The 18,827-nt window shown below is 61.2% G+C and carries 21 protein-coding genes; 10 read left to right on the top strand and 11 right to left on the bottom strand.

All coding sequences use genetic code 11. From position 1 onward, the window contains the following. Positions 1 to 31 precede the first annotated feature (31 nt). From nosZ to ACYZT2_RS16765, 6 genes are all read left to right on the top strand, one after another. Positions 32 to 1,951: a TAT-dependent nitrous-oxide reductase gene (nosZ, locus tag ACYZT2_RS16790; protein ID WP_461965735.1), complete on the top strand. Its 1,920-nt coding sequence runs from the start codon at positions 32 to 34 to the stop codon at positions 1,949 to 1,951. Between the two features lie 27 nt (positions 1,952 to 1,978). Next, entirely contained in the window at positions 1,979 to 3,268 is a 1,290-nt protein-coding gene (locus ACYZT2_RS16785) for a nitrous oxide reductase family maturation protein NosD (protein ID WP_461965733.1), read from the top strand. After that, on the top strand, positions 3,265 to 4,188 hold the full coding sequence (locus tag ACYZT2_RS16780; RefSeq protein WP_461965731.1) for an ABC transporter ATP-binding protein: 924 nt from the start codon (positions 3,265 to 3,267) through the stop codon (positions 4,186 to 4,188). Before ACYZT2_RS16785 ends, ACYZT2_RS16780 begins: the two co-directional genes overlap by 4 nt. Further along, positions 4,185 to 5,015: an ABC transporter permease gene (locus ACYZT2_RS16775; protein WP_461965729.1), complete on the top strand. Its 831-nt coding sequence runs from the start codon at positions 4,185 to 4,187 to the stop codon at positions 5,013 to 5,015. The genes ACYZT2_RS16780 and ACYZT2_RS16775 overlap by 4 nt, the downstream gene beginning before the upstream one ends. A gap of 30 nt (positions 5,016 to 5,045) precedes the next feature. After that, positions 5,046 to 5,573 carry a nitrous oxide reductase accessory protein NosL gene (locus tag ACYZT2_RS16770; protein WP_461965727.1) on the top strand — a complete coding sequence of 176 codons (528 nt, stop codon included), beginning with the start codon at positions 5,046 to 5,048 and terminating at the stop codon, positions 5,571 to 5,573. Positions 5,574 to 5,701: 128 nt separating this feature from the next. Continuing rightward, entirely contained in the window at positions 5,702 to 6,445 is a 744-nt protein-coding gene (locus ACYZT2_RS16765; protein ID WP_217858533.1) for an SDR family NAD(P)-dependent oxidoreductase, read from the top strand. An 829-nt stretch (positions 6,446 to 7,274) separates the two neighbouring features. Here ACYZT2_RS16765 and ACYZT2_RS16760 read toward each other — a convergent pair. From ACYZT2_RS16760 to ACYZT2_RS16710, 11 genes are all read right to left on the bottom strand, one after another. Beyond that, on the bottom strand, positions 7,275 to 8,768 hold the full coding sequence (locus tag ACYZT2_RS16760; protein WP_461965724.1) for a cytochrome D1 domain-containing protein: 1,494 nt from the start codon (positions 8,766 to 8,768) through the stop codon (positions 7,275 to 7,277). Continuing rightward, the gene (gene cobA, locus ACYZT2_RS16755; protein ID WP_461965722.1) at positions 8,765 to 9,604 is read right to left on the bottom strand and encodes a uroporphyrinogen-III C-methyltransferase; all 840 of its coding nucleotides are present in this window, start codon (positions 9,602 to 9,604) and stop codon (positions 8,765 to 8,767) included. The genes ACYZT2_RS16760 and cobA overlap by 4 nt, the downstream gene beginning before the upstream one ends. A 70-nt stretch (positions 9,605 to 9,674) precedes the next feature. Then, complete coding sequence (gene nirJ / locus ACYZT2_RS16750; RefSeq protein ID WP_461965720.1) at positions 9,675 to 10,853, bottom strand: heme d1 biosynthesis radical SAM protein NirJ; 1,179 nt, start codon at positions 10,851 to 10,853, stop codon at positions 9,675 to 9,677. A gap of 26 nt (positions 10,854 to 10,879) precedes the next feature. Then, positions 10,880 to 11,383 (bottom strand): siroheme decarboxylase subunit beta, encoded by a 504-nt coding sequence (gene ahbB, locus ACYZT2_RS16745; protein ID WP_461965718.1) that lies wholly within the window; start codon positions 11,381 to 11,383, stop codon positions 10,880 to 10,882. Continuing rightward, positions 11,358 to 11,801 (bottom strand): Lrp/AsnC family transcriptional regulator, encoded by a 444-nt coding sequence (locus tag ACYZT2_RS16740; RefSeq protein ID WP_461965716.1) that lies wholly within the window; start codon positions 11,799 to 11,801, stop codon positions 11,358 to 11,360. Before ACYZT2_RS16740 ends, ahbB (ACYZT2_RS16745) begins: the two co-directional genes overlap by 26 nt. Further along, positions 11,794 to 12,309 carry a siroheme decarboxylase subunit beta gene (gene ahbB, locus ACYZT2_RS16735; RefSeq protein WP_461965714.1) on the bottom strand — a complete coding sequence of 172 codons (516 nt, stop codon included), beginning with the start codon at positions 12,307 to 12,309 and terminating at the stop codon, positions 11,794 to 11,796. The genes ACYZT2_RS16740 and ahbB (ACYZT2_RS16735) overlap by 8 nt, the downstream gene beginning before the upstream one ends. Further along, positions 12,306 to 12,764 carry an Lrp/AsnC family transcriptional regulator gene (locus tag ACYZT2_RS16730; RefSeq protein ID WP_461965712.1) on the bottom strand — a complete coding sequence of 153 codons (459 nt, stop codon included), beginning with the start codon at positions 12,762 to 12,764 and terminating at the stop codon, positions 12,306 to 12,308. The genes ahbB (ACYZT2_RS16735) and ACYZT2_RS16730 overlap by 4 nt, the downstream gene beginning before the upstream one ends. A 1-nt stretch (position 12,765) precedes the next feature. Continuing rightward, on the bottom strand, positions 12,766 to 13,944 hold the full coding sequence (locus tag ACYZT2_RS16725; protein ID WP_461965710.1) for a cytochrome D1 domain-containing protein: 1,179 nt from the start codon (positions 13,942 to 13,944) through the stop codon (positions 12,766 to 12,768). Next, on the bottom strand, positions 13,941 to 14,267 hold the full coding sequence (locus tag ACYZT2_RS16720) for a c-type cytochrome (RefSeq protein ID WP_461965708.1): 327 nt from the start codon (positions 14,265 to 14,267) through the stop codon (positions 13,941 to 13,943). The genes ACYZT2_RS16725 and ACYZT2_RS16720 overlap by 4 nt, the downstream gene beginning before the upstream one ends. 16 nt (positions 14,268 to 14,283) lie before the next feature. Further along, positions 14,284 to 14,598, bottom strand: coding sequence for a c-type cytochrome (locus ACYZT2_RS16715; RefSeq protein WP_305426539.1), 315 nt, complete (start codon positions 14,596 to 14,598; stop codon positions 14,284 to 14,286). Positions 14,599 to 14,622: 24 nt separating this feature from the next. Next, on the bottom strand, positions 14,623 to 16,314 hold the full coding sequence (locus tag ACYZT2_RS16710; protein WP_461965705.1) for a cytochrome D1 domain-containing protein: 1,692 nt from the start codon (positions 16,312 to 16,314) through the stop codon (positions 14,623 to 14,625). A gap of 199 nt (positions 16,315 to 16,513) precedes the next feature. Between ACYZT2_RS16710 and ACYZT2_RS16705 the strand changes: the two genes are divergently transcribed. The 4 genes from ACYZT2_RS16705 to ACYZT2_RS16690 all read left to right on the top strand — a co-directional run bounded on the left by ACYZT2_RS16705 (position 16,514) and on the right by ACYZT2_RS16690 (position 18,825). Beyond that, positions 16,514 to 17,305 (top strand): AAA family ATPase, encoded by a 792-nt coding sequence (locus tag ACYZT2_RS16705; RefSeq protein ID WP_461965703.1) that lies wholly within the window; start codon positions 16,514 to 16,516, stop codon positions 17,303 to 17,305. Further along, the gene (locus ACYZT2_RS16700) at positions 17,289 to 17,876 is read left to right on the top strand and encodes a cytochrome c oxidase subunit 3 family protein (RefSeq protein ID WP_461965701.1); all 588 of its coding nucleotides are present in this window, start codon (positions 17,289 to 17,291) and stop codon (positions 17,874 to 17,876) included. Before ACYZT2_RS16705 ends, ACYZT2_RS16700 begins: the two co-directional genes overlap by 17 nt. Before the next feature lie 11 nt (positions 17,877 to 17,887). Then, positions 17,888 to 18,145 (top strand): cytochrome C oxidase subunit IV family protein, encoded by a 258-nt coding sequence (locus tag ACYZT2_RS16695; RefSeq protein WP_461965699.1) that lies wholly within the window; start codon positions 17,888 to 17,890, stop codon positions 18,143 to 18,145. A gap of 239 nt (positions 18,146 to 18,384) precedes the next feature. Beyond that, entirely contained in the window at positions 18,385 to 18,825 is a 441-nt protein-coding gene (locus ACYZT2_RS16690) for a c-type cytochrome (RefSeq protein ID WP_038982840.1), read from the top strand. Positions 18,826 to 18,827: the final 2 nt, after the last annotated feature.

Here is an 18,827-nt window from a genome sequence, read left to right as displayed (position 1 = left end):
GACCGTTTTATCTCTTCAAGGAGTACGCAACATGACTGACACAAAATCCACAAAACCCGTGCAGGAAGAAGAACGCGCGGGACTCAGTCGTCGCGGTTTTCTGGGCAGCAGTGCCGTCACCGGTGCGGTGCTGGCGGGGGCCACGACCCTCGGCGGCGCGGTGTTCAGCCGTGAGTCCTGGGCCGCGGCGGTCAAGGATGCGCAGGCGAAAATCCATGTCGGCCCCGGTGAGCTGGACGAATACTACGGCTTCTGGAGCGGTGGCCATCAGGGCGAAGTGCGGGTGCTGGGTGTGCCGTCGATGCGTGAGTTGATGCGTATTCCAGTGTTCAACGTCGACTCGGCCACCGGCTGGGGCCTGACCAACGAAAGCAAACGGATCCTGGGCGACAGTGCGAAATTTCAGAATGGCGATTGCCATCACCCGCATATCTCCATGACCGATGGCAAGTACGACGGCAAGTACCTGTTCATCAACGACAAGGCCAACTCCCGGGTCGCGCGCATCCGCCTGGACATCATGAAGTGCGACAAGATCCTCACCGTGCCGAACGTGCAAGCCATTCACGGCCTGCGTCTGCAAAAAGTGCCTTACACCAAGTACGTGTTCGCCAATGCCGAATTCGTCATCCCGCACCCCAATGACGGCAGCACCTTCGACCTGCAAGACAAGAACAGCTTCACCATGTTCAACGCCATCGATGCCGAGAAAATGGAGATGGCGTTCCAGGTGATTGTCGATGGCAACCTGGACAACTCCGACGCCGATTACACCGGCAAGTACGCCGCGTCCACCTGCTACAACTCGGAGAAGGCTTACGACCTTGGCGGCATGATGCGCAACGAGCGCGACTGGGTCGTGGTGTTCAATATTCCGCGCATCGAGGCCGCGATCAAGGCCGGCAAGTTCATCACCCTGGAAGACTCGAAAGTGCCGGTGGTCGACGGTCGTAAAACCGATGGCAAGGATTCCGAATTCACTCGCTATATCCCGGTGCCGAAGAACCCCCACGGCCTCAACACCTCATCCGATGGCAAGTACTTCATTGCCAACGGCAAGCTGTCGCCAACGGTCTCGATGATTGCCATCGACCGGCTGGCCGACCTGTTCGCCGATAAATTCAAGGACCCGCGCGAGGTGATCGTCGCCGAGCCGGAACTGGGCCTGGGCCCGTTGCACACCACCTTCGACGGTCGCGGCAACGCCTACACCACGCTGTTTATCGACAGCCAGGTGGTGAAGTGGAACATGGAGGAAGCGATACGCGCCTACAAGGGCGAGAAGGTCAATTACATCAAGCAGAAGCTCGACGTGCATTACCAGCCCGGGCATAACCACGCCTCGCTGACCGAAACCAGTGAAGCGGACGGCAAGTGGCTGGTGGTGTTGTGCAAATTCTCCAAGGACCGCTTCCTGCCGACCGGGCCGCTGCACCCGGAGAACGATCAGTTGATCGATATCTCCGGCGACGAGATGAAGCTGGTGCATGACGGCCCTGCGTTTGCCGAACCCCACGATTGCATCCTGGCGCGCCGGGACCAGATCAAGACCCAAAAGATCTGGAACCGCAACGACCCGTTCTTCGCCGCCACCGTGGAGTTGGCCAAGAAAGACGGGATCAACCTGGAGACCGACAACAAGGTCATCCGCGACGGCAATCATGTGCGGGTCTACATGACCTCCATGGCCCCGGCCTATGGGTTGACCGAGTTCACCGTCAAGCAGGGTAATGAGGTCACCGTGATCATCACCAATATCGACCAGATCGAGGACGTGTCCCACGGTTTCGTCATGACCAACCATGGCGCCAGCATGGAGATCAGCCCGCAGCAAACTTCGTCCATCACCTTTACCGCCGACAAGGCCGGCCTGCATTGGTACTACTGCAGTTGGTTCTGCCATGCGCTGCACATGGAAATGGTGGGCCGCATGAAGGTCGAGCGGGCCTGACGGTTGCCAATCGATGGGAGCGGGCCGATGACCGATATCAAGTGCAATCCGATCAAGGTGGTCGCGTTTGCGCTCCTGCTGATGTCCGGCAGTGCGCTGGCGGTGCAACCCATCACCACGTTGCCGTTGCGGATTGACGCTGAACAACGCTGGCACCTGCCGGCGGGCGAGTACCGTGGCTCGTTCAGTGTCGATCAACCGATGCAGATTGTTTGCGAGCCCGGCGCGGTGTTTCAGGCGCAAGGGCAGGGTAACGGCGTGATCGTCAGCGCGCCTGATGTCCGGATCGAGGGTTGTACCTTTCTGGATTGGGGGCACGACCTCACGGCCATGAATGCGGCGGTGTTCCTCCAGCCACAGGCCCGTGGCGCGGTGATCAAAGGCAATCGCCTGCAAGGCCAGGGTTTCGGTATCTGGGTCGACGGGACTCAGGATGCGAGCCTGATCGACAACCGCATCCAGGGGGATCCGGCGCTGCGTTCCCAGGATCGCGGCAACGGTATTCATTTGTATGCGGTGCATGGCGCCAGGGTCATCGGCAACCAGGTGCGCGACACCCGCGATGGCATCTACATCGACACCTCCAACGGCAACCTGCTGCAGGGCAATACCCTGGAAGACCTGCGTTACGGCGTGCATTACATGTTCGCCAACGACAACCGGCTGATCGGCAACACCACCCGCCGCACCCGAACCGGCTACGCCTTGATGCAAAGCCGCAAGCTCACGGTGATCGGCAACCGCTCCGAACAGGATCAGAACTACGGCATCCTGATGAACTACATCACCTATTCAACCTTGCGCGACAATTTCGTCACAGACGTGCGCGACGGCTCGACCGGCGACAGCATGATCAGCGGCGCCGAGGGCAAGGCGTTGTTCATCTACAACTCGCTGTTCAACAGCATCGAACACAACCACTTCGAGCACAGCGCCGTGGGCATTCACCTCACCGCCGGCTCCGAAGACAACCGGCTCGCCGACAACGCCTTTGTCGGCAACCAACGGCAGGTCAAATACGTCGCCACCCGCTTGCAGGAATGGTCGGCAGATGGCCGGGGCAATTACTGGAGCGATTACCTGGGCTGGGATCGCAACAACGATGGCCTGGGCGATATCGCCTACGAACCCAACGACAACGTCGACCGTTTGCTGTGGCTATACCCGCAGGTGCGGCTGTTGATGAACAGCCCCGGGATCGAATTGCTGCGCTGGGTGCAACGGGCCTTTCCGGTGATGAAATCGCCGGGCGTCCTGGACAGCCATCCACTGATGAATCCCACCACACGACCCCTGACCCAGGAGCCCACCGCATGAACGTCATCGACATGGAAGGCGTCAGCCAGCGCTATGGGCACACCACTGTGTTGCATCAATTGAACCTGAGCCTGGGCGAAGGTGAAGTGTTGGGCTTGTTCGGGCACAACGGCGCGGGCAAGACCACCAGCATGAAACTGGTGCTCGGTCTGCTTCAGGCCACTGAAGGGCAGGTCAGGGTGTTCGGCCGATTGCCCAGTGATCCGCAGGTTCGGCGTTTGCTGGGCTATTTGCCGGAGAACGTGACCTTTTATCCGCAGATGAGCGGCCTGGAGACCTTGCGTCATTTCGCCCGACTCAAAGGCGCAGCGCCCGCGCAGGTGGACGTGCTGCTGGAGGAAGTCGGCCTGGCGGGCGCGGCGCATCGACGGGTCAAGACCTATTCCAAAGGCATGCGCCAGCGCTTGGGACTGGCGCAAGCCTTGCTCGGCGTGCCGCGCTTGTTACTGCTCGACGAGCCGACCGTCGGCCTTGATCCCATCGCCACTCAAGACCTCTATCGGTTGCTTGATCGGCTGCGCAGCCAGGGTACCAGCATCATTCTCTGTTCCCACGTATTGCCGGGCGTCGAGGCGCATATCAACCGTGCCGCGATTCTGACCCAGGGGCGCCTGCTGGCCCTCGGCAGTCTGCGCAGTCTGCGCGAGGAAGCCGGGTTGCCGACGCTGATCCGCGCCAATGGGTTAAAGCACGCCGGGCCCTTGCAGCAATCCTGGAACAACGCCGGGCACCTCACCCAGCGCTGGGGCGTGGAGGGTCTTGAAGTGGCTGCGCTCAATGGCAACAAATTGGACCTGTTGCGCCAATTGCTCAATGAACACGAGCCGGCCGACGTGGAAATCGCCCCACCGTCCCTGGAGGACATCTACCGCTATTACATGGGCCGGGCCGGTGCGACCCCCAGTGGAGAGACCGTATGAATCCGATCTGGAACATGGCCCGCAAGGAATTCAATGACGGTTTGCGCAACCGCTGGTTGTTGGCGATCAGCCTGTTGTTCGCGGTGTTGGCAACTGGCATCGCCTGGTTGGGGGCGGCGGCTTCCGGGCAATTGGGCTTCACCTCGGTGCCCGCGACCATCGCCAGTCTGGCCAGCCTGGCGACATTCCTGATGCCGCTGATTGCCTTGCTGCTGGCCTATGACGCCATCGTCGGCGAAGACGAAAGCGGCACGTTGTTGCTGTTGCTGACCTATCCACTGGGGCGCGGGCACATCCTGCTTGGCAAATTCGTAGGCCACGGATTGATCCTGGCGCTGGCGACCCTCATCGGTTTCGGCTGCGCGATGCTCGCGATTGCGGTGCTGGTGGAGGACGTGGAACTGAACCTGCTGCTCTGGGCTTTTGGACGATTCATGCTGTCGTCGACGTTGCTGGGCTGGGGCTTTCTTGGGCTGGCCTATGTGCTGAGCAGTGTGTCTGCCGAGAAGTCCACGGCCGCTGGGCTAGCGCTGGGGGTGTGGTTCTTCTTCGTGCTGGTATTCGACTTGGCGCTGTTGGCACTGCTGGTGCTGAGCGAAGGGCAGTTCAACCCGAAGGTGCTGCCCTGGTTACTGCTGCTCAACCCCGCCGACGTCTATCGCCTGATCAATCTCTCCGGTTTCGAGCCCGGCGCCGGTAGCGCTGGCGTGCTGACGCTGGGCAGCGATTTGCCTGTGCCGGGCTCGATGCTCTGGTTCTGCCTGTTGCTGTGGGTGGCGGTGCCTTTGGGCTTGGCCTGGTTGCTGTTCCGTCGACGGGCGACATGAATTCATACCTTGGTTTTGGAGCATCTGACGATGAGTAATCTTTATTCGACGACGATACGCGCCATGGCGGGCCTGATGGTCTGTCTGCTGCTGGCGGCCTGTGACAAACCCGTGCAAGTCACCTACAACGACGCCGCCGCTGCCTTCCATCCCAGTGATGAATGCCATGTTTGCGGCATGATCATCGACGGCTTCCCCGGGCCCAAGGGCGAAGTTGTCGAGCGCAGCGGCATCAAGAAATTCTGCTCCACCGCGGAGATGATCGGTTGGTGGTTACAACCGGAAAATCATCATGGCGAGGCCCGGTTGTATGTCCACGACATGGGCCGCAGCCCGTGGAACGCACCCAATGATTCGCATCTGATCGATGCCAAGGATGCGTTTTACGTGGTCGGCACCCAGCTCAAGGGGGCAATGGGTGTGGTGTTGGCGTCCTTCTCCAGTCAGCAGGCTGCGCAAGAGCTGGCCGCCGACCAGGGCGGTCGTGTGCTGCGGTTCAGCGAGATCGATCAGGCGGTGCTTCAGCAGCAGACAGCGATGTCGCACTCGACTCATTGATCGGCCGATTACCCGACGTGTCATCAAGAAAATCTGATCGCCGTCAAGTCAGTATTTCTGTATCTGTTCAAAGATAGGGACTCACAACGTCCCCAGTGCTTGGCATTAACGATGCCCAGGAGAACATGATGCAAACCGAGTTTCAGGATCGTCTGGCGGTGATCACCGGCGCCAGCTCCGGGATTGGCCTAGCGTTGTGCGCCGCGCTGTTGCCGCGCGGGGTCAAGGTGCTGGCGATGTCACGCACCGTCGGTGAATTGCCAGCCTTGCAACAGATCTACGGCGAGCGGCTGCAATGGTGTGCCGGGGACGTCACGTGCGAGGAAGACTTGCAAGGGCTGGCCCGGCGGGCGGCGGCGCTAGGGCGGGTGGATTATCTGGTGCCCAACGCGGGCATTGCCGAAATGGCCGACAGCCTGGACATGCCGGCCTTTCAGCGCCAATGGGCGGTCAACGGTGCCGGGGCGTTGAACACCCTGGCGGCATTGCGCGGTGAGTTGGCGAACCCGGCTTCGGTGGTGTTTGTCGGTAGTTTTCTGACCGGTTCGAGCTTTCCCGGTCTGGCTGCCTGCATTGCCAGCAAGGCAGCGCTGGCGGCTCAGGCGCGCACATTGGCGGTGGAGTTTGCGCGTTATGACGTGCGAATCAATCTGGTCTCGCCGGGGCCGACCGCGACCTCGATGTGGGACAACCTGGGGTTGAGCGATGGGGAGCTCGATGACGTCGCTGATACCCTTGGCAAGCGTCTGCTGCCTGGTCATTTTCTCGATGCGTCGGCGGTGGCCAATGTGATTATTTTTCAACTGTCCCAAGGCGCCCGGGGTGTCTATGGGCAGGATTGGAAGGTTGATAACGGTTATACCTTGGGGTGATGGGTGAACGGGTTGCGAAGGCGACCGAGTACATATCCATTCCTGCAGTAACGGCGGCTTAGGGTTCCGCCCTTACGGCGGGTTACTTTGAAAAGCGCAAAGTAACCAAACGCTTTCGCCCCTGACGTACGGTGGCTCGCCTAGGCTCGCCATACCCTCGCTCCGGTCCTGCTCCGTGGGCCCGCCGCCATCGGCCATCCATGGCCGGGGGCGGCTACCGCGGCATCCTTGCCGCGGTGCCCACTGCGCAGAACCTGCGCTCGGCCTTCCGACGGGGCACGTCAAGATCAACATCAAAAGCCAGATCAAAAGCCAAAGCGAGGCGGCCTGATAGCCGACCTGATGTCCGTCAAGGTCATCGGCGGTGGACACCTATGTCATGCCCGCCAAAAATCCAACTGTGGGAGCGAGCCTGCTCGCGAAGGCGGACTTACATTCAACATTGATGTCGACTGACAGGGCCTCTTCGCGAGCAGGCTCGCTCCCACAGGTACTCATTGCAAGTCCAGAATCTATGAACGATCAAGTCAGCGAAGCGCGCCCGCTTGATGCCCAGGTCGGCCCGCAGGCCGCCTCGCTTTTGCTGTTGCGGTACTCGCCCCCTCGAGAGGCCGAGTGGAGGTTCTGCGCAGTGGAGGCGGGCCCACGGAGCAGGACCGGAGCGAGGGCATGCCGAGCCTAGGCGAGGCACCGAACGACAGGGGCAAAAGCGCTTTGGTTACTTTCCGCCGGGCCGCGCAGGCTTTTCGAAAGTGACTCGCTGTAAAAGCGAAACCAATAGAAGCCGTTACCGCAGAAACGGATATACACCCAAGCCCAAACCCAAGCCCTAATGCGAAGTCCCCTCCACAAACTCAATCTTGTTACCGACATTATATTTGCCCGACGGCTTGTTCATCGGCAGGCGTTTGATCTCTTTAAGGGTATTGCTGTCATACACGATCAACGCGCCATCGGTGGCCCAGATGCTCAGCAACAAGTAGCGACCATCGCGAGTGAACTCAACGTGGGCGGCCGTCTTGCCAGGCATCGGGCGCAAGGTGTGGGCGATTTCCAGTGTCTGTTTGTCGATCAGGTGGATCGCATCGTTGTCCGGCCCGAAGAACACGTCGGTCCAGGCATACCGCGAGTTGACGTGACTGCGCATGAAGAACCCCGGCCCCAGCGTCGGAATTTCCTTGATCAGTTTCCAGGTCTTGAAGTCGATGACCGAGATCAGACCCTTGCTGATGTTCGGCGTGGCGAACACCCACTCACCGTTGCGTTTCCAATAGGTCCCGGACCCCAGATGCGGCATGCCCGGCAGCGGTATGTCGGTGACCACCTTGCCACTGTCGAGGTCGATCACCTGGCCGCCCTTGGCCTTGCGCGACGTGGCCAGCAGTTGCTTGTAGTCCGGTGAAAAGGAAAAGTCGTCCAGCACATCTTCGGCCTGGATCCGTCGTGGTTCGAAGTCCGGTGTGCCGGCGCTCGACAACTCCCAGACTTCCTTCACATCCTTGAGCGCCACGATGAAACTGTCCCGTGGCGGGGCGGTGTAGACCGCGCTGACCCGTGACGCGGTGCCGTCCTGGCCGATCGCCGGGATGGTTTTGACCAGTGACAGATCGCGGGCATCGAGCACCACAAGGTTGCCCGGCAGATAGTTGCCCACCAGCACCCAGCGGCCATCCTTGCTCACCGCCAGGTTGCGGGTATTGAGCCCGGCGCGGACCTCGGCGATCAGCTTCAGGTTGTGCAAGTCGTACAGGCTGACCCAGCCATCGCGTGAGGCGACGTAGACGAAGCGTCCATCCGGCGAGAACTTCGGTCCTCCATGCACCGCAAAGTGTGAAGCAAACCGCGCCAGCACTTCGAAACGATCGCCGTCGAGGATGTCGATGTGATGGTCGCCGGCTTCCACTACCACAAACAGGTTCAGCGGATCGGCGCCATGCTGGGGCGTGTCGGGCAGTTTGCTGATATCGGCGAGGATGGAATGACTGCCGCGAATGTCGTCGTTACTCCAGGTGGGTGGGGTGGCGGGTGGTTGCTGAAGGTAATCCACCAGCGCGTCGATCTGTGCTGGACTGAACACATTGGCATACCCGGTCATCTGACTCGCGGGCCGACCGTTCTGGATGACGCTGCGGATTTCATCGGGTTTGATCCGGCTCAGACTCTCCGGCAGCAAGGCCGGCCCCGTACCGCCGAAACGGTTGGCGCCATGACAGCTTTGACAATGCTGTTGGTAGAGGTCGGCGGCCGCGTCGGAGGATGGAGCCGTTGCGCCGGCATGGGCTGCACCGATCCATAACAATGGGGCAAGCAGCATGCGCCTCATATCGCCACCTTACCGTGGCGTTGCAACACGGGAGCGGGGTAAAAGCGCGCCGGGTATTCCTGTTGTTGGGTGGCGAACAGATCGACCACCTTGCCGATCACCGTCAGCGTCGGAATGCCCGGTGGGCAATCCAGCACCAGGGTCGGCAACTGGTGCAGCATGCCTCGGGCGACGTGCTGGTCGGGACGCGTGCCATTGCTGATTAGCGCCGCCGGTGTGTCGGCGGCCATTCCTGCTTCGATCAAGCGCTGGGCGATAATCCCGAGATTCGATAACCCCATGTAAAACACCAGCGTCTGGCTACTGTCGGCGAGGCTGCTCCAGGGCAATTGCAACTCACCATCGCGCTGCAAATGCCCGGTAATGAAGCGGCAAGAGTTGACCAGGTCCCGGTGGGTCAGCGGAATGCCGGCGTAAGCGCTGCACCCGGAAGCGGCGGTAATGCCCGGGACTACCTGGCAGTCAATGTTGCGTTGCAGCAGATACTCCAGCTCCTCGGCGCCACGACCGAATATGAACGGGTCGCCGCCCTTGAGCCGGACCACGCGCTGCCCCAGATCGGCGAGGTCGGCGAGCAGTTCGTTGATTTGTTTCTGGGGCAGGCTGTGGCAGCCGCTGGCCTTGCCGACGTAATGCCGGGCGCAGGTGAGGGGGATCAACGTCAGCAGCTGGGGGCTGATCAGGCGGTCGTAAACCACGGCGTCGGCCTGCATCAACAGGCTCCAGGCGCGCAGGGTCAGCAAGCGTGGATCGCCGGGGCCGGCGCCGACCAGGGCCACTTCGCCCGGTCTGAACGGGGACGCAAGTGCGGCCGGTAAAACAATTGATGGGTGCATGGGACGTCCTTGGTTCTTCATCAGGTGGGCCGGCCCCATCCTTTGCCAGATGGCTCGCCAGGCGGGTGCTTCAGTGCATGACGCAAGGGATGGTCATTAATGGCGGCATACCGATTTCTTCATCGCTGAGATGGCAGCCGGGGTCCTGGCCCCAGAGGTCGCCTTCGGCCCAGGCGCGGGTGCGGGTATTGCCGTTGCAGATGCTCAACCAACGGCATTGGCCACAACGGCCACCGACGGCGCGCGGATGCACGCGTAGCTGCTGCAACAAGGCGTCCGGCCGGTCCAGCCAGAGCGTGCGAAACGGCGTGTGCCGGACATTGCCCACCGAGTGCTGCCACCAATAGGTGTCGGGGTGCACTTCGCCGGTGTTGTCGATGTTGGCGATGCCACTGCCCGAGGCGTTGCCGCCCCAGGCGCGGAGCATGTGTTCCAGGCGCGGCTGATGTTCGGGTAGATGCAGGCCCACCCAGTGCAGCAAGAGAACCGCGTCGGCATCGTTGTTGCCGCTGACAAAATCGCTGTCGCGACCCTGCTCGATGTCTTCCCAGGCCTGTTCGAAGATCAGCGTCATCGCCTCGCGGCTCATCTGCTGCCGGGCGTCGAGCTTGCGGCTGCGTTTGCCGCGACCGCTGTAGTTGAGGTGCGACAGATAAAACTTCTGCACGTCGTACTCGCGCATCAGCGCCAGTAATTGGGGCAATTGTTGATGGTTCTCTTGGGTCAGGGTAGTGCGCAGGCCGACGCGAATGCCCTGTTCGCGACAGAGGCGGATCGCCCGCATGGAGCTGGCGAAACTGCCCTTGAGTTGGCGGAACGCATCGTGGGTGGCTTCCAGGCCATCGATGCTGATCCCGACATAGTCAAAATTCGCCGCACGGATCTGCGCGATGTTCTGTTCATTGATCAGCGTGCCGTTGGTGGACAGCGCGACAAAGAAACCCTTGGTGCGGGCGTAGGCGCTGAGCACAAACAGATCGTCGCGCAGCAGCGGTTCACCGCCGGAAAGAATCAGCACCTTCACCCCGGCGTCGTGCAGATCGTCGATCACGGTCAGCGCGGCGGGCGTATCCAGTTCGTCGCGAAAGACACTGTCGGCGGACGTGGCGTAGCAGTGTTTGCAGGTCAGATTGCAACGCCTGAGCAGGTTCCAGATCACCACCGGCGGCCGGTTGCTGCCCGGTGGGCTGGTTCTGGGGGCGGGCGCCTGGCCGGTCAGGGCAAGCAGGTATTGGCTGATCCTCAACATGCAAATCTCCTTGAACAAGCGCGTGTTCAGCGTGGTACTGGCGGTAGCCGCAAACCGGTTTTCTTCAGGATGCGACTGCTCACCAACATCTCGTCGGCGGCGCAGGCGTCACCCAGCAAGTAGCGCAGGTGTTCGCGGTAGCTGTCGATTTCCTCGCGGCTGCGGCCATGGACCATGGCGAACAGGTTGTAGCGCCACGCGGTTCGTCGAGGGCGTCGATAGCAATGACTGACGAAGGGCTGCGCCCCGATCAGTGCGCCAAGGCGCGACATGTCCGTGTCGCGCACATCCCAGACCGTCATGCCGTTGTAGCGATAGCCCAGGCGATAGTGGTTGGGGACGGCGGCGATGCGCCGGATGGCGCCCTCGGCCTGCAAGCGCTTGAGCAAATCCAGGGTGGATTCGATGCTTAGGTCCAGCTGTTCGGCGAGCCAGGCCCACGGGTCGTCCAGCAATGGCAGGCCGGCCTGGGTCAACTCGATCAAACGGTGAGCCAGGCTGTCTTCAGACCGGGAAGTACAGACCGACATGGTAAGTCTCCTCTTTTGGCAAGTTGAGCAGCGGCAGGCCGGTCAGGGTTTCGATGTGCTGCAGGGTCTCGGCGATACCTTGTTCGGTCGGGCAGCCGAGCACGAACCACATGTTCCAGGCGTGTTCGCGTCGGTAGTTGTGCGCCACTTCAGGTAGGGCGTGCAGTTGCTCGGCGACCTCGTCGAAACGTTCTTCCGGCACCGCTAGCGCCGCGAGGGTGAAGGCGCCACCGAGGCGTTCGATGTCGAACATCGGGCCGAAGCGCGTGAGCATGCCGTCTTCCAGCAATTCATGGAGGCGGCCGAGCAGTTCGGTACTGCTGCTCTCCAGTTCGGCGGCCAGTGCCTGCCACGGGTGGCGCACCAGCGGCAGGCCCAGTTGCAGGCGGTTGATCAGCCGACGGTCGAGGTCATCCATGGGTGGGGGCTCCGGTTGGTGAGGGTGCAAAGCGTCCGCCGCACTGTTTGAACGCGTGAGTGCTGAACAGCAGTTGATGGGGCAGGTCGCTCAGCAGGTGTTGTTCCAGCAACGTCTGGATCTGCGCTTCGACCCGCTCACGTTGGCGCCCATGAACCATGCAAAAGAGGTTGTAGCGCCACTGCGGCAGGCGCCGCGGCCGTTGGTAGCAGAGGGTGATGCCGTGCGCCCGACCCAGGCGCTGGCCGACTTCGTCGATCAGCGCGTCCGGAACATCCAAAACCAGCATGGCGTTGGCGGTAAAACCCAGTGCGCGATGGTTGAGCACCAGGCCGATCCGGCGAAATAGCCCTTGCTCATGCCACTGGTGCATTTGCGCGAGCACCTGGTTTTCGTCGGCGTCTATCCGTTCGGCAAGGGCCTGATAGGGACGCGATACCAACGGCAATCCGCCTTCCAGATGCCGACGCAGCGCCAGTGCCTGTTTGGGACTCAACCCTGGCGTCATGAGCTTTCTCCCACGGCAAAACCGAGGTCGATGCGGTAAGCGGTCAACATCGGCAGATCCAGCGGCATGAGGCCGGTGTCTTTTTCAAGTTGTTCGAGAACACGTTCGATGTGTTGGCGATCAGGGCCGGTCAGCACAAACCACAGGTTGTAGAAATGCTCCCGCGCGTAGTTATGGTTGACCTCGGGGTATTGGCTGACGTGCTCGGCGACCTGTTGCAAGCGTTCGGCGGGCACGGCGAGGGCGGCGAGGGTGCTGGCCCCGGCGCGACTGTGTTCGAATACCGGGCCGATCCGTGAGAGGGTGCCGGCCTGATCCATTTCTTCCAGGCAAGCCATCACCTGGGCCGCGCGACAACCGAGAATCCGCGCCATCTCCTTGTAAGGTTCCGCGCACAGCGGCATGCCGTGCTGGAAACGGTCGATCAGTTGGCGGCTGAGCAGGTCGAGGTTCATTTCAATAGCCCATTTTTTGCGCGCGACTGCTGAAGAAGATGCCGCTCGGCGCGGTGGCGGGAAGGGTGCTCAGTTGCTTCAGGCTGTACGGGTCCCAGACCTGAACCTGATCGCCATCGCGTAACGACAGCCACAACTGATCGCCGCGGGCGGTGAATTCCATGTGCAGCACCGCTGGCCCTGGCCGCAGATCGGCGACCACTGCATGGGTTTCGCTGTCGATGACCTGTACTCGATCGTTGTCCGGGTAGGCGAAATTGACCCACAGCTGTCGACCGTCCGGCCGCGACGTGACGAACACCGGTTGGCCGGCCACCGGGATGGCAGCGGTCTGATTCCACGTGCGCGAATCCATCACCAGCACCTGATGACGGCCGACGGCGGGCACGAAGGCCTGGTGATCGGCGACGGCCCAGCCCTCCAGATGCGGCATTTTGTAGACGGGCAATTTCGCCTGGCCGCGTCCGTAATCACCGAGCACTCGCTGCACCCCGCGCTCCGGATGCCAGAGGTCGAGTTGCGCCATGCCGTCTTCGCCGAACAGTCCCGCCATGTAATAGCGACCATCCGGGGTCACCAACGCGTCGTAGGGTTGCTGGCCGATGTCGGTGAAACGGCTGATCCGCGGCCTGTTGCCCTGACTGAAATCGGCGGTCCAGATCTCGCCGGTATCGAACAGGCTGAATACAAAACGCTGACCGGGCGCGTCGACCAGGCCGACCACTCGTGAGCGCTTGCTGCCATCGGCCAGGGGCGTGGCCGGAATATCGGCCACCAATTGCAGGGTTTCGGCATCGAACACCTTGACCCCGCCGGGCACGTAGTTGGACACGGCGATGAGTTTGCCGTCCTGACTGATCGCGCCGCCGATGCTGTTGCCGCCCTGTATCACCCGTTGATCGATGCGTTGGGTCAGCAGGTCGATCTTGCTCAGCCCGCCGTCGCGGCCGAACACATAGGCATAACGCTGGTCGCGGGAAAACACCACCGAGGCATGGGACAGATCGCCCAAACCCTCGAGTCGCGCCAGTGCCGTGCGGGTGTCGCTTTCGATGATTTGCACGCTGCCGGTGGCGCGCTCCACCACCACGCCCAGATCGCCGGTACCACGCAAGGGGGACTGAACACACGCGGACAACAACAGCCCGGTCGCCGCTAAAAGCAGGGTTGAACGGATCATGGTGCGGGATATCCCTGGAGAAGAAGATCGACCAGCCAACGGATGTCATCCGGGCTGAGCAGCGGGGCCCAACCGGGCATCGCGGTGCCGGGCCGGCCTTGGCCGATGGTGGCTATCAGGCTGTCCCTGGATTTGCCCGCCAGCGTTGCGCGGGTCAGGTCGGGACCCAGCCCGCCGGTCATGTGCAGGCCATGGCAGGCGCCGCAGTCCTGGGCCAGCAGGTGTTCGAGTTGTGCCTGACGCTTGGCGCCGGGTGCGGCAACCGCGGTTGCGCAAATGAGGAGGAGGGCCGCCAGAATCGCAGCGTGTCGATAAACCTTCATGACGCCCTCCAGTTGGCTATTTGAGACTCAGGACCCAGGTTGCAAGTGTCTTCGCTTCTTCATCCGTCACCGGGTTGGCCGGCATTGGCATCGGGCCCCAGTTGCCTTGCGTGCCGTTCTTGATGTGGCTGGCCAGGGTGTCCACGGCCCCGGCCACGCCAGCGTTCTTGGCCGCGACATCCTTGAGCGCCGGGCCGACCAGCTTGGTGTCGATGGAATGGCAGGCAGCGCAGGGTTTGCTCTTGAACAGCTCCTGTCCGTCTTGGGCCATGGCCGGCTGCACACTCAGCGCAGCGGTCAGGGCGAACAGTGAAAGCAGAGTATTTTTCATGGGGATTCCTTGCATTGATGGAGCTCAATAGATGTCGTGTTGGGTGTTGTAGACGTTGAATTTTCCGGTGGGTGTGATCAGTCGTTTGTCCTTTATGACTGATTTGAGCTTCAGCGTTTTGTCGTCGATCACTACCAGCGCCGATTCCTCTGACTGACCGCTCCACACGGAGAACCAGACCTCATCGCCGGCCTTGTTGTATTCCGGCTGCACCACCCGCATCGCGCCTTGCTTGATGCCGGCGTACTCGGCGATGGGCAGCACGGTGTAGCCGGCGTCGAGTTTGTCGATGTTGAACACCGCTACCGATTGGCTCAGCTTGGCGTCCGGGTTGAGGGTGGTGTCGACATACAGGTGACGGGAGTCCGGGTGGGTTTTGATAAACAGCGATCCGCCGCCCTGGCCCTTGAGTGAGGCGACCTGTTTCCAGGCGTATTGGGGGTGTTTGACCGGGTCGGTGCCGATCAAGGAAATGCCATCATCACCCAGGTGGCTGGTGGCCCAGACCGGGCCGTAGGTCGGGTGGTTGAAGTTGGCGCCGCGCCCTGGGTGAGGGGTTTTGCCGACCTCCACCAAAGCTGCCAACTTGCGATCTTTGGAGTCGATCACGGCGACTTTGTTGGAGTTGTTGGCGGCGGTCATGAAGTAGCGGTGTGTGCTGTCCCAACCGCCGTCATGCAGGAAGGGCGCGGCATCGATGTAGGTGATGGTGAGGTTCTTGATGTCCTGGTAATTGACCAGCATGACCTTGCCGGTTTCCTTGACGTTGACGATGAACTCCGGCCATTCATGGGAGGCGATGATCGCCGCGACTCGGGGTTCGGGGTGATATTCCTGCTTGTCGACAGTCATGCCGCGGGTCGAGACGATCTGTTTGGGCTCCAGGGTTTCGCCATCCATGATGGTGAATTGCGGCGGCCAATAGGAGCCGGCGACGGTGTATTTGTCTTCGTAGCCCTTGAACTTGGAGGTCTCCACCGAGCGCGCCTCGATGCCCACTTTGACTTCGGCGACCTTGGTCGGCTCCACCGGCCACAGGTCGATCATGTCGATCCGCGCGTCTCGACCAATCACCAGCAGGTAGCGACCCGAGGCGGAAATCCGCGAGATATGCACCGCATAACCGGTCTCGATCAGCTTGACGATTTTCTTGCTGTCACCGTCGATCAGGGCAATCTTGCCGTCATCGCGCAACGTCACCGAAAACAGGTTGGGCAGGTTGAGTTTGCTCAGTTGCTTCTTCGGACGATCCTCAGGCTTGACCAGTACTTTCCAGGTTTTCAGCGTCTCGGCCATGCCCCATTCAGGCGGCGTCGGCGGCGCGTGCTGAATGAACTTGGCCATTGACGTGATCTGATCCTTGGTCAGCGCATTGGACGTCCCCCAATTCGGCATGCCCGCCGGCGAACCGTAGGTAATCAACGCCTCCAGAAACGGTTGCCCGCGGGACTGGGTGATGTCCGGTGTCAGCGGTTTGCCGGTGGCGCCTTTGCGCAGAACGCCGTGGCAGCCGGCGCAGCGCTGGAAGTAAATTTCCTTGGAAGAGTCGAACTCGGCCTGACTCATGTCGGGCGCTCCGGCGGATTTGACCATCAGCGGGCTGGCCGCAGCGGCGGCGGGCTCGTCGGCCCGGGCCGCATGAGTCACCGCAAGGGCCAGCGCCGAACACAATGTGGCGAAAGTCAGAGCAAACGTTTTTCTATTGCTGATCAGCATTCCATTTCTCCTCAGGCAAGACCTTTGCGATGTGCTGAAACGGCAGCGCAGAACGCAGGTTCTTAGTGCCGTGCAAGGCTATGCCCGAGCAGGCCAATGCTCGCTTGACCGCGATCAAGTTTGCCGGCCATGTCACTTGCCAGGTTGTCGCAGGGGCCCGTAGCGTGTTGCTTGAATCCGCTTTTGGAACAGGCAGCCCATGGACCGAATCCAGTCTTGCGAACCCTTCTATCAACCGCTCAACAATGAGGAGGCGCTGTTCGAGCAAGCCTGGCGACACGCAATGCCGGTGCTGATCAAAGGCCCGACGGGATGTGGCAAGACCCGCTTCGTCCAACACATGGCCCATCGGCTGAAACTGCCGCTGTACACCGTGGCTTGCCATGATGATTTGAGTGCTGCCGACCTGATCGGCCGTCATTTGATCGGTGCCCAAGGCACTTGGTGGCAGGATGGGCCACTGACCCGCGCGGTGCGTGAAGGCGGTATCTGTTATCTGGACGAAGTGGTCGAGGCGCGCCAGGACACGGTGGTGGTGTTGCATCCGCTGGCCGATGATCGTCGCGAGTTGTTCCTGGAGCGCACCGGCGAAGTGCTGCAGGCACCGCCGTCATTCATGCTGGTGGTGTCTTACAACCCCGGCTACCAGAACCTGCTCAAAGGCATGAAACCCAGCACCCGACAACGCTTCGTGGCGATGCGTTTCGGCTATCCGCCGGTGGCCGATGAAGAGCGCATTGTCGCCAGGGAAGCGCAGGTGGACAGCGCGCTGGCGGCGCAAGTGGTCAGGCTGGGGCAGGCCCTGCGAAGGCTGGATCAACATGACCTGGAGGAAGTCGCCTCGACGCGGTTGCTGATTTTCACCGCGCGAATGATCCGCTCCGGCATGAGCCCGCGTGAAGCGTGCATGGCCTGCCTGGCCGAGCCGCTGAGTGATGATCCGCTGACGGTTGCGGCGCTGATGGACGTGGTTGATGTCCACTTCGGCTGAGTCCAGACGCGTTGCGCCGGGTCACTTGCCGGGCGATCTGGCGATGTGGTTTTTCATTCTGGCCGAGCTGTCGGTGTTCGCCATCCTGATTCTGGCGTTCGCCGTGACCCAGGCACTCAAACCGCAACTGTTCAGCGAAAGCCGTCAGTTGCTCAACACTTCTACAGGCCTGGCGATGACCCTGAGCCTGCTCACCGCCGGGCTGTTCGCCGCGCTGGCCCAGGAGCAAGTCAAACGTTCTCGGTCCCGCCACGGCGCTGTCTACCTGCTGGCAGCGTTGCTCGCCGCCAGTGTCTACGTGGTGTTGAAGATCACGGAATACCGACACTTGCTGGCCTCGGGGCTGGGCATGGAGCACAACACGTTTTTCACCCTCTACTGGATCCTCACCGGTTTTCATTTTCTCCATGTACTGCTCGGCATGGTCATCCTCGGCTGGCTGGCCGAGCGTTGCCGTCGTGGCCTGTACAACGCCGCCAACCGCAGCGGGCTTGAATCGGGTGTGCTGTATTGGCACATGGTCGACCTGATCTGGGTGGTGCTGTTTCCGCTGGTCTATGTTCTGAATTGACGGAGGTTGTGATGTCGGCTTCAGGGTTTTTGCTCGTCTGCTGGGCCGCGCTGGCCACATTAAGCGTGTGCACGGTGCTGCTGACACAGATGGGCGCGACGTGGCTGCTGTCGATTGCCATTTTGTTGGTGGCGGTCGGCAAAGCCTGGCTGATCACCGATGGCTTTATGGAAATGCGTCGCGCGCCACGACTGTGGCGGCGGTTGATGTTGAGCTGGGCGCTGGTGTTGGCGGCCGTTGTGGGGCTGACGTTGGTGTTGGTCGACTAAGAATACAGTCTGTAAAACAGCGCAACTCCAATGTGGGAGCGAGCCTGCTCGCGAAGGGGCCGTCACATTCCACATCCATGTTGACTGACACTCTGCCTTCGCGAGCAGGCTCGCTCCCACATTCGTTCTGCGTTGTCGGTAATACCCGACCAAAACCATCTGCCTTTCTTGATCGCCATCAAGCAGGTTTCAACCCTTCGCTTCCTATCATGGGCACGCCAAGCAAAGAGGAAGCGACCATGTCAGAGACCTTCACCAAAGGCATGGCCAGGAATATCTACTTCGGGGGGAGCATCTTCTTCTTCCTGATATTCCTGGCCTTGACCTATCACACGGAACAGACCTTTCCAGAGCGCAGCAATGAAGCGCAGTTAACCGAATCCGTGATCCGCGGCAAGACGGTCTGGGAGCAAAACAACTGCATCGGCTGCCACACGCTACTGGGCGAGGGCGCCTACTTTGCGCCTGAGCTGGGCAACGTGTTCCAGCGGCGCGGCGGGGAGGCGGGCTTCAAACCCTTTCTGCATGCCTGGATGAAAATGCAGCCGCTGGGCGTACCGGGTCGGCGAGCGATGCCGCAGTTCAAGTTGAGCGAGCAAGAGGTGGATGACATCGCCGAGTTCCTCAAATGGAGCTCGAACATCAACACCAATGGCTGGCCGCCAAACAAGGAGGGCTAAGC

The sequence above is a fragment of the Pseudomonas sp. MDT1-85 genome, assembly GCF_054898065.1.
The sequence above is the reverse complement of the archived record's forward strand: the minus strand, read 5'-3'. Positions and strand labels throughout refer to the sequence as shown.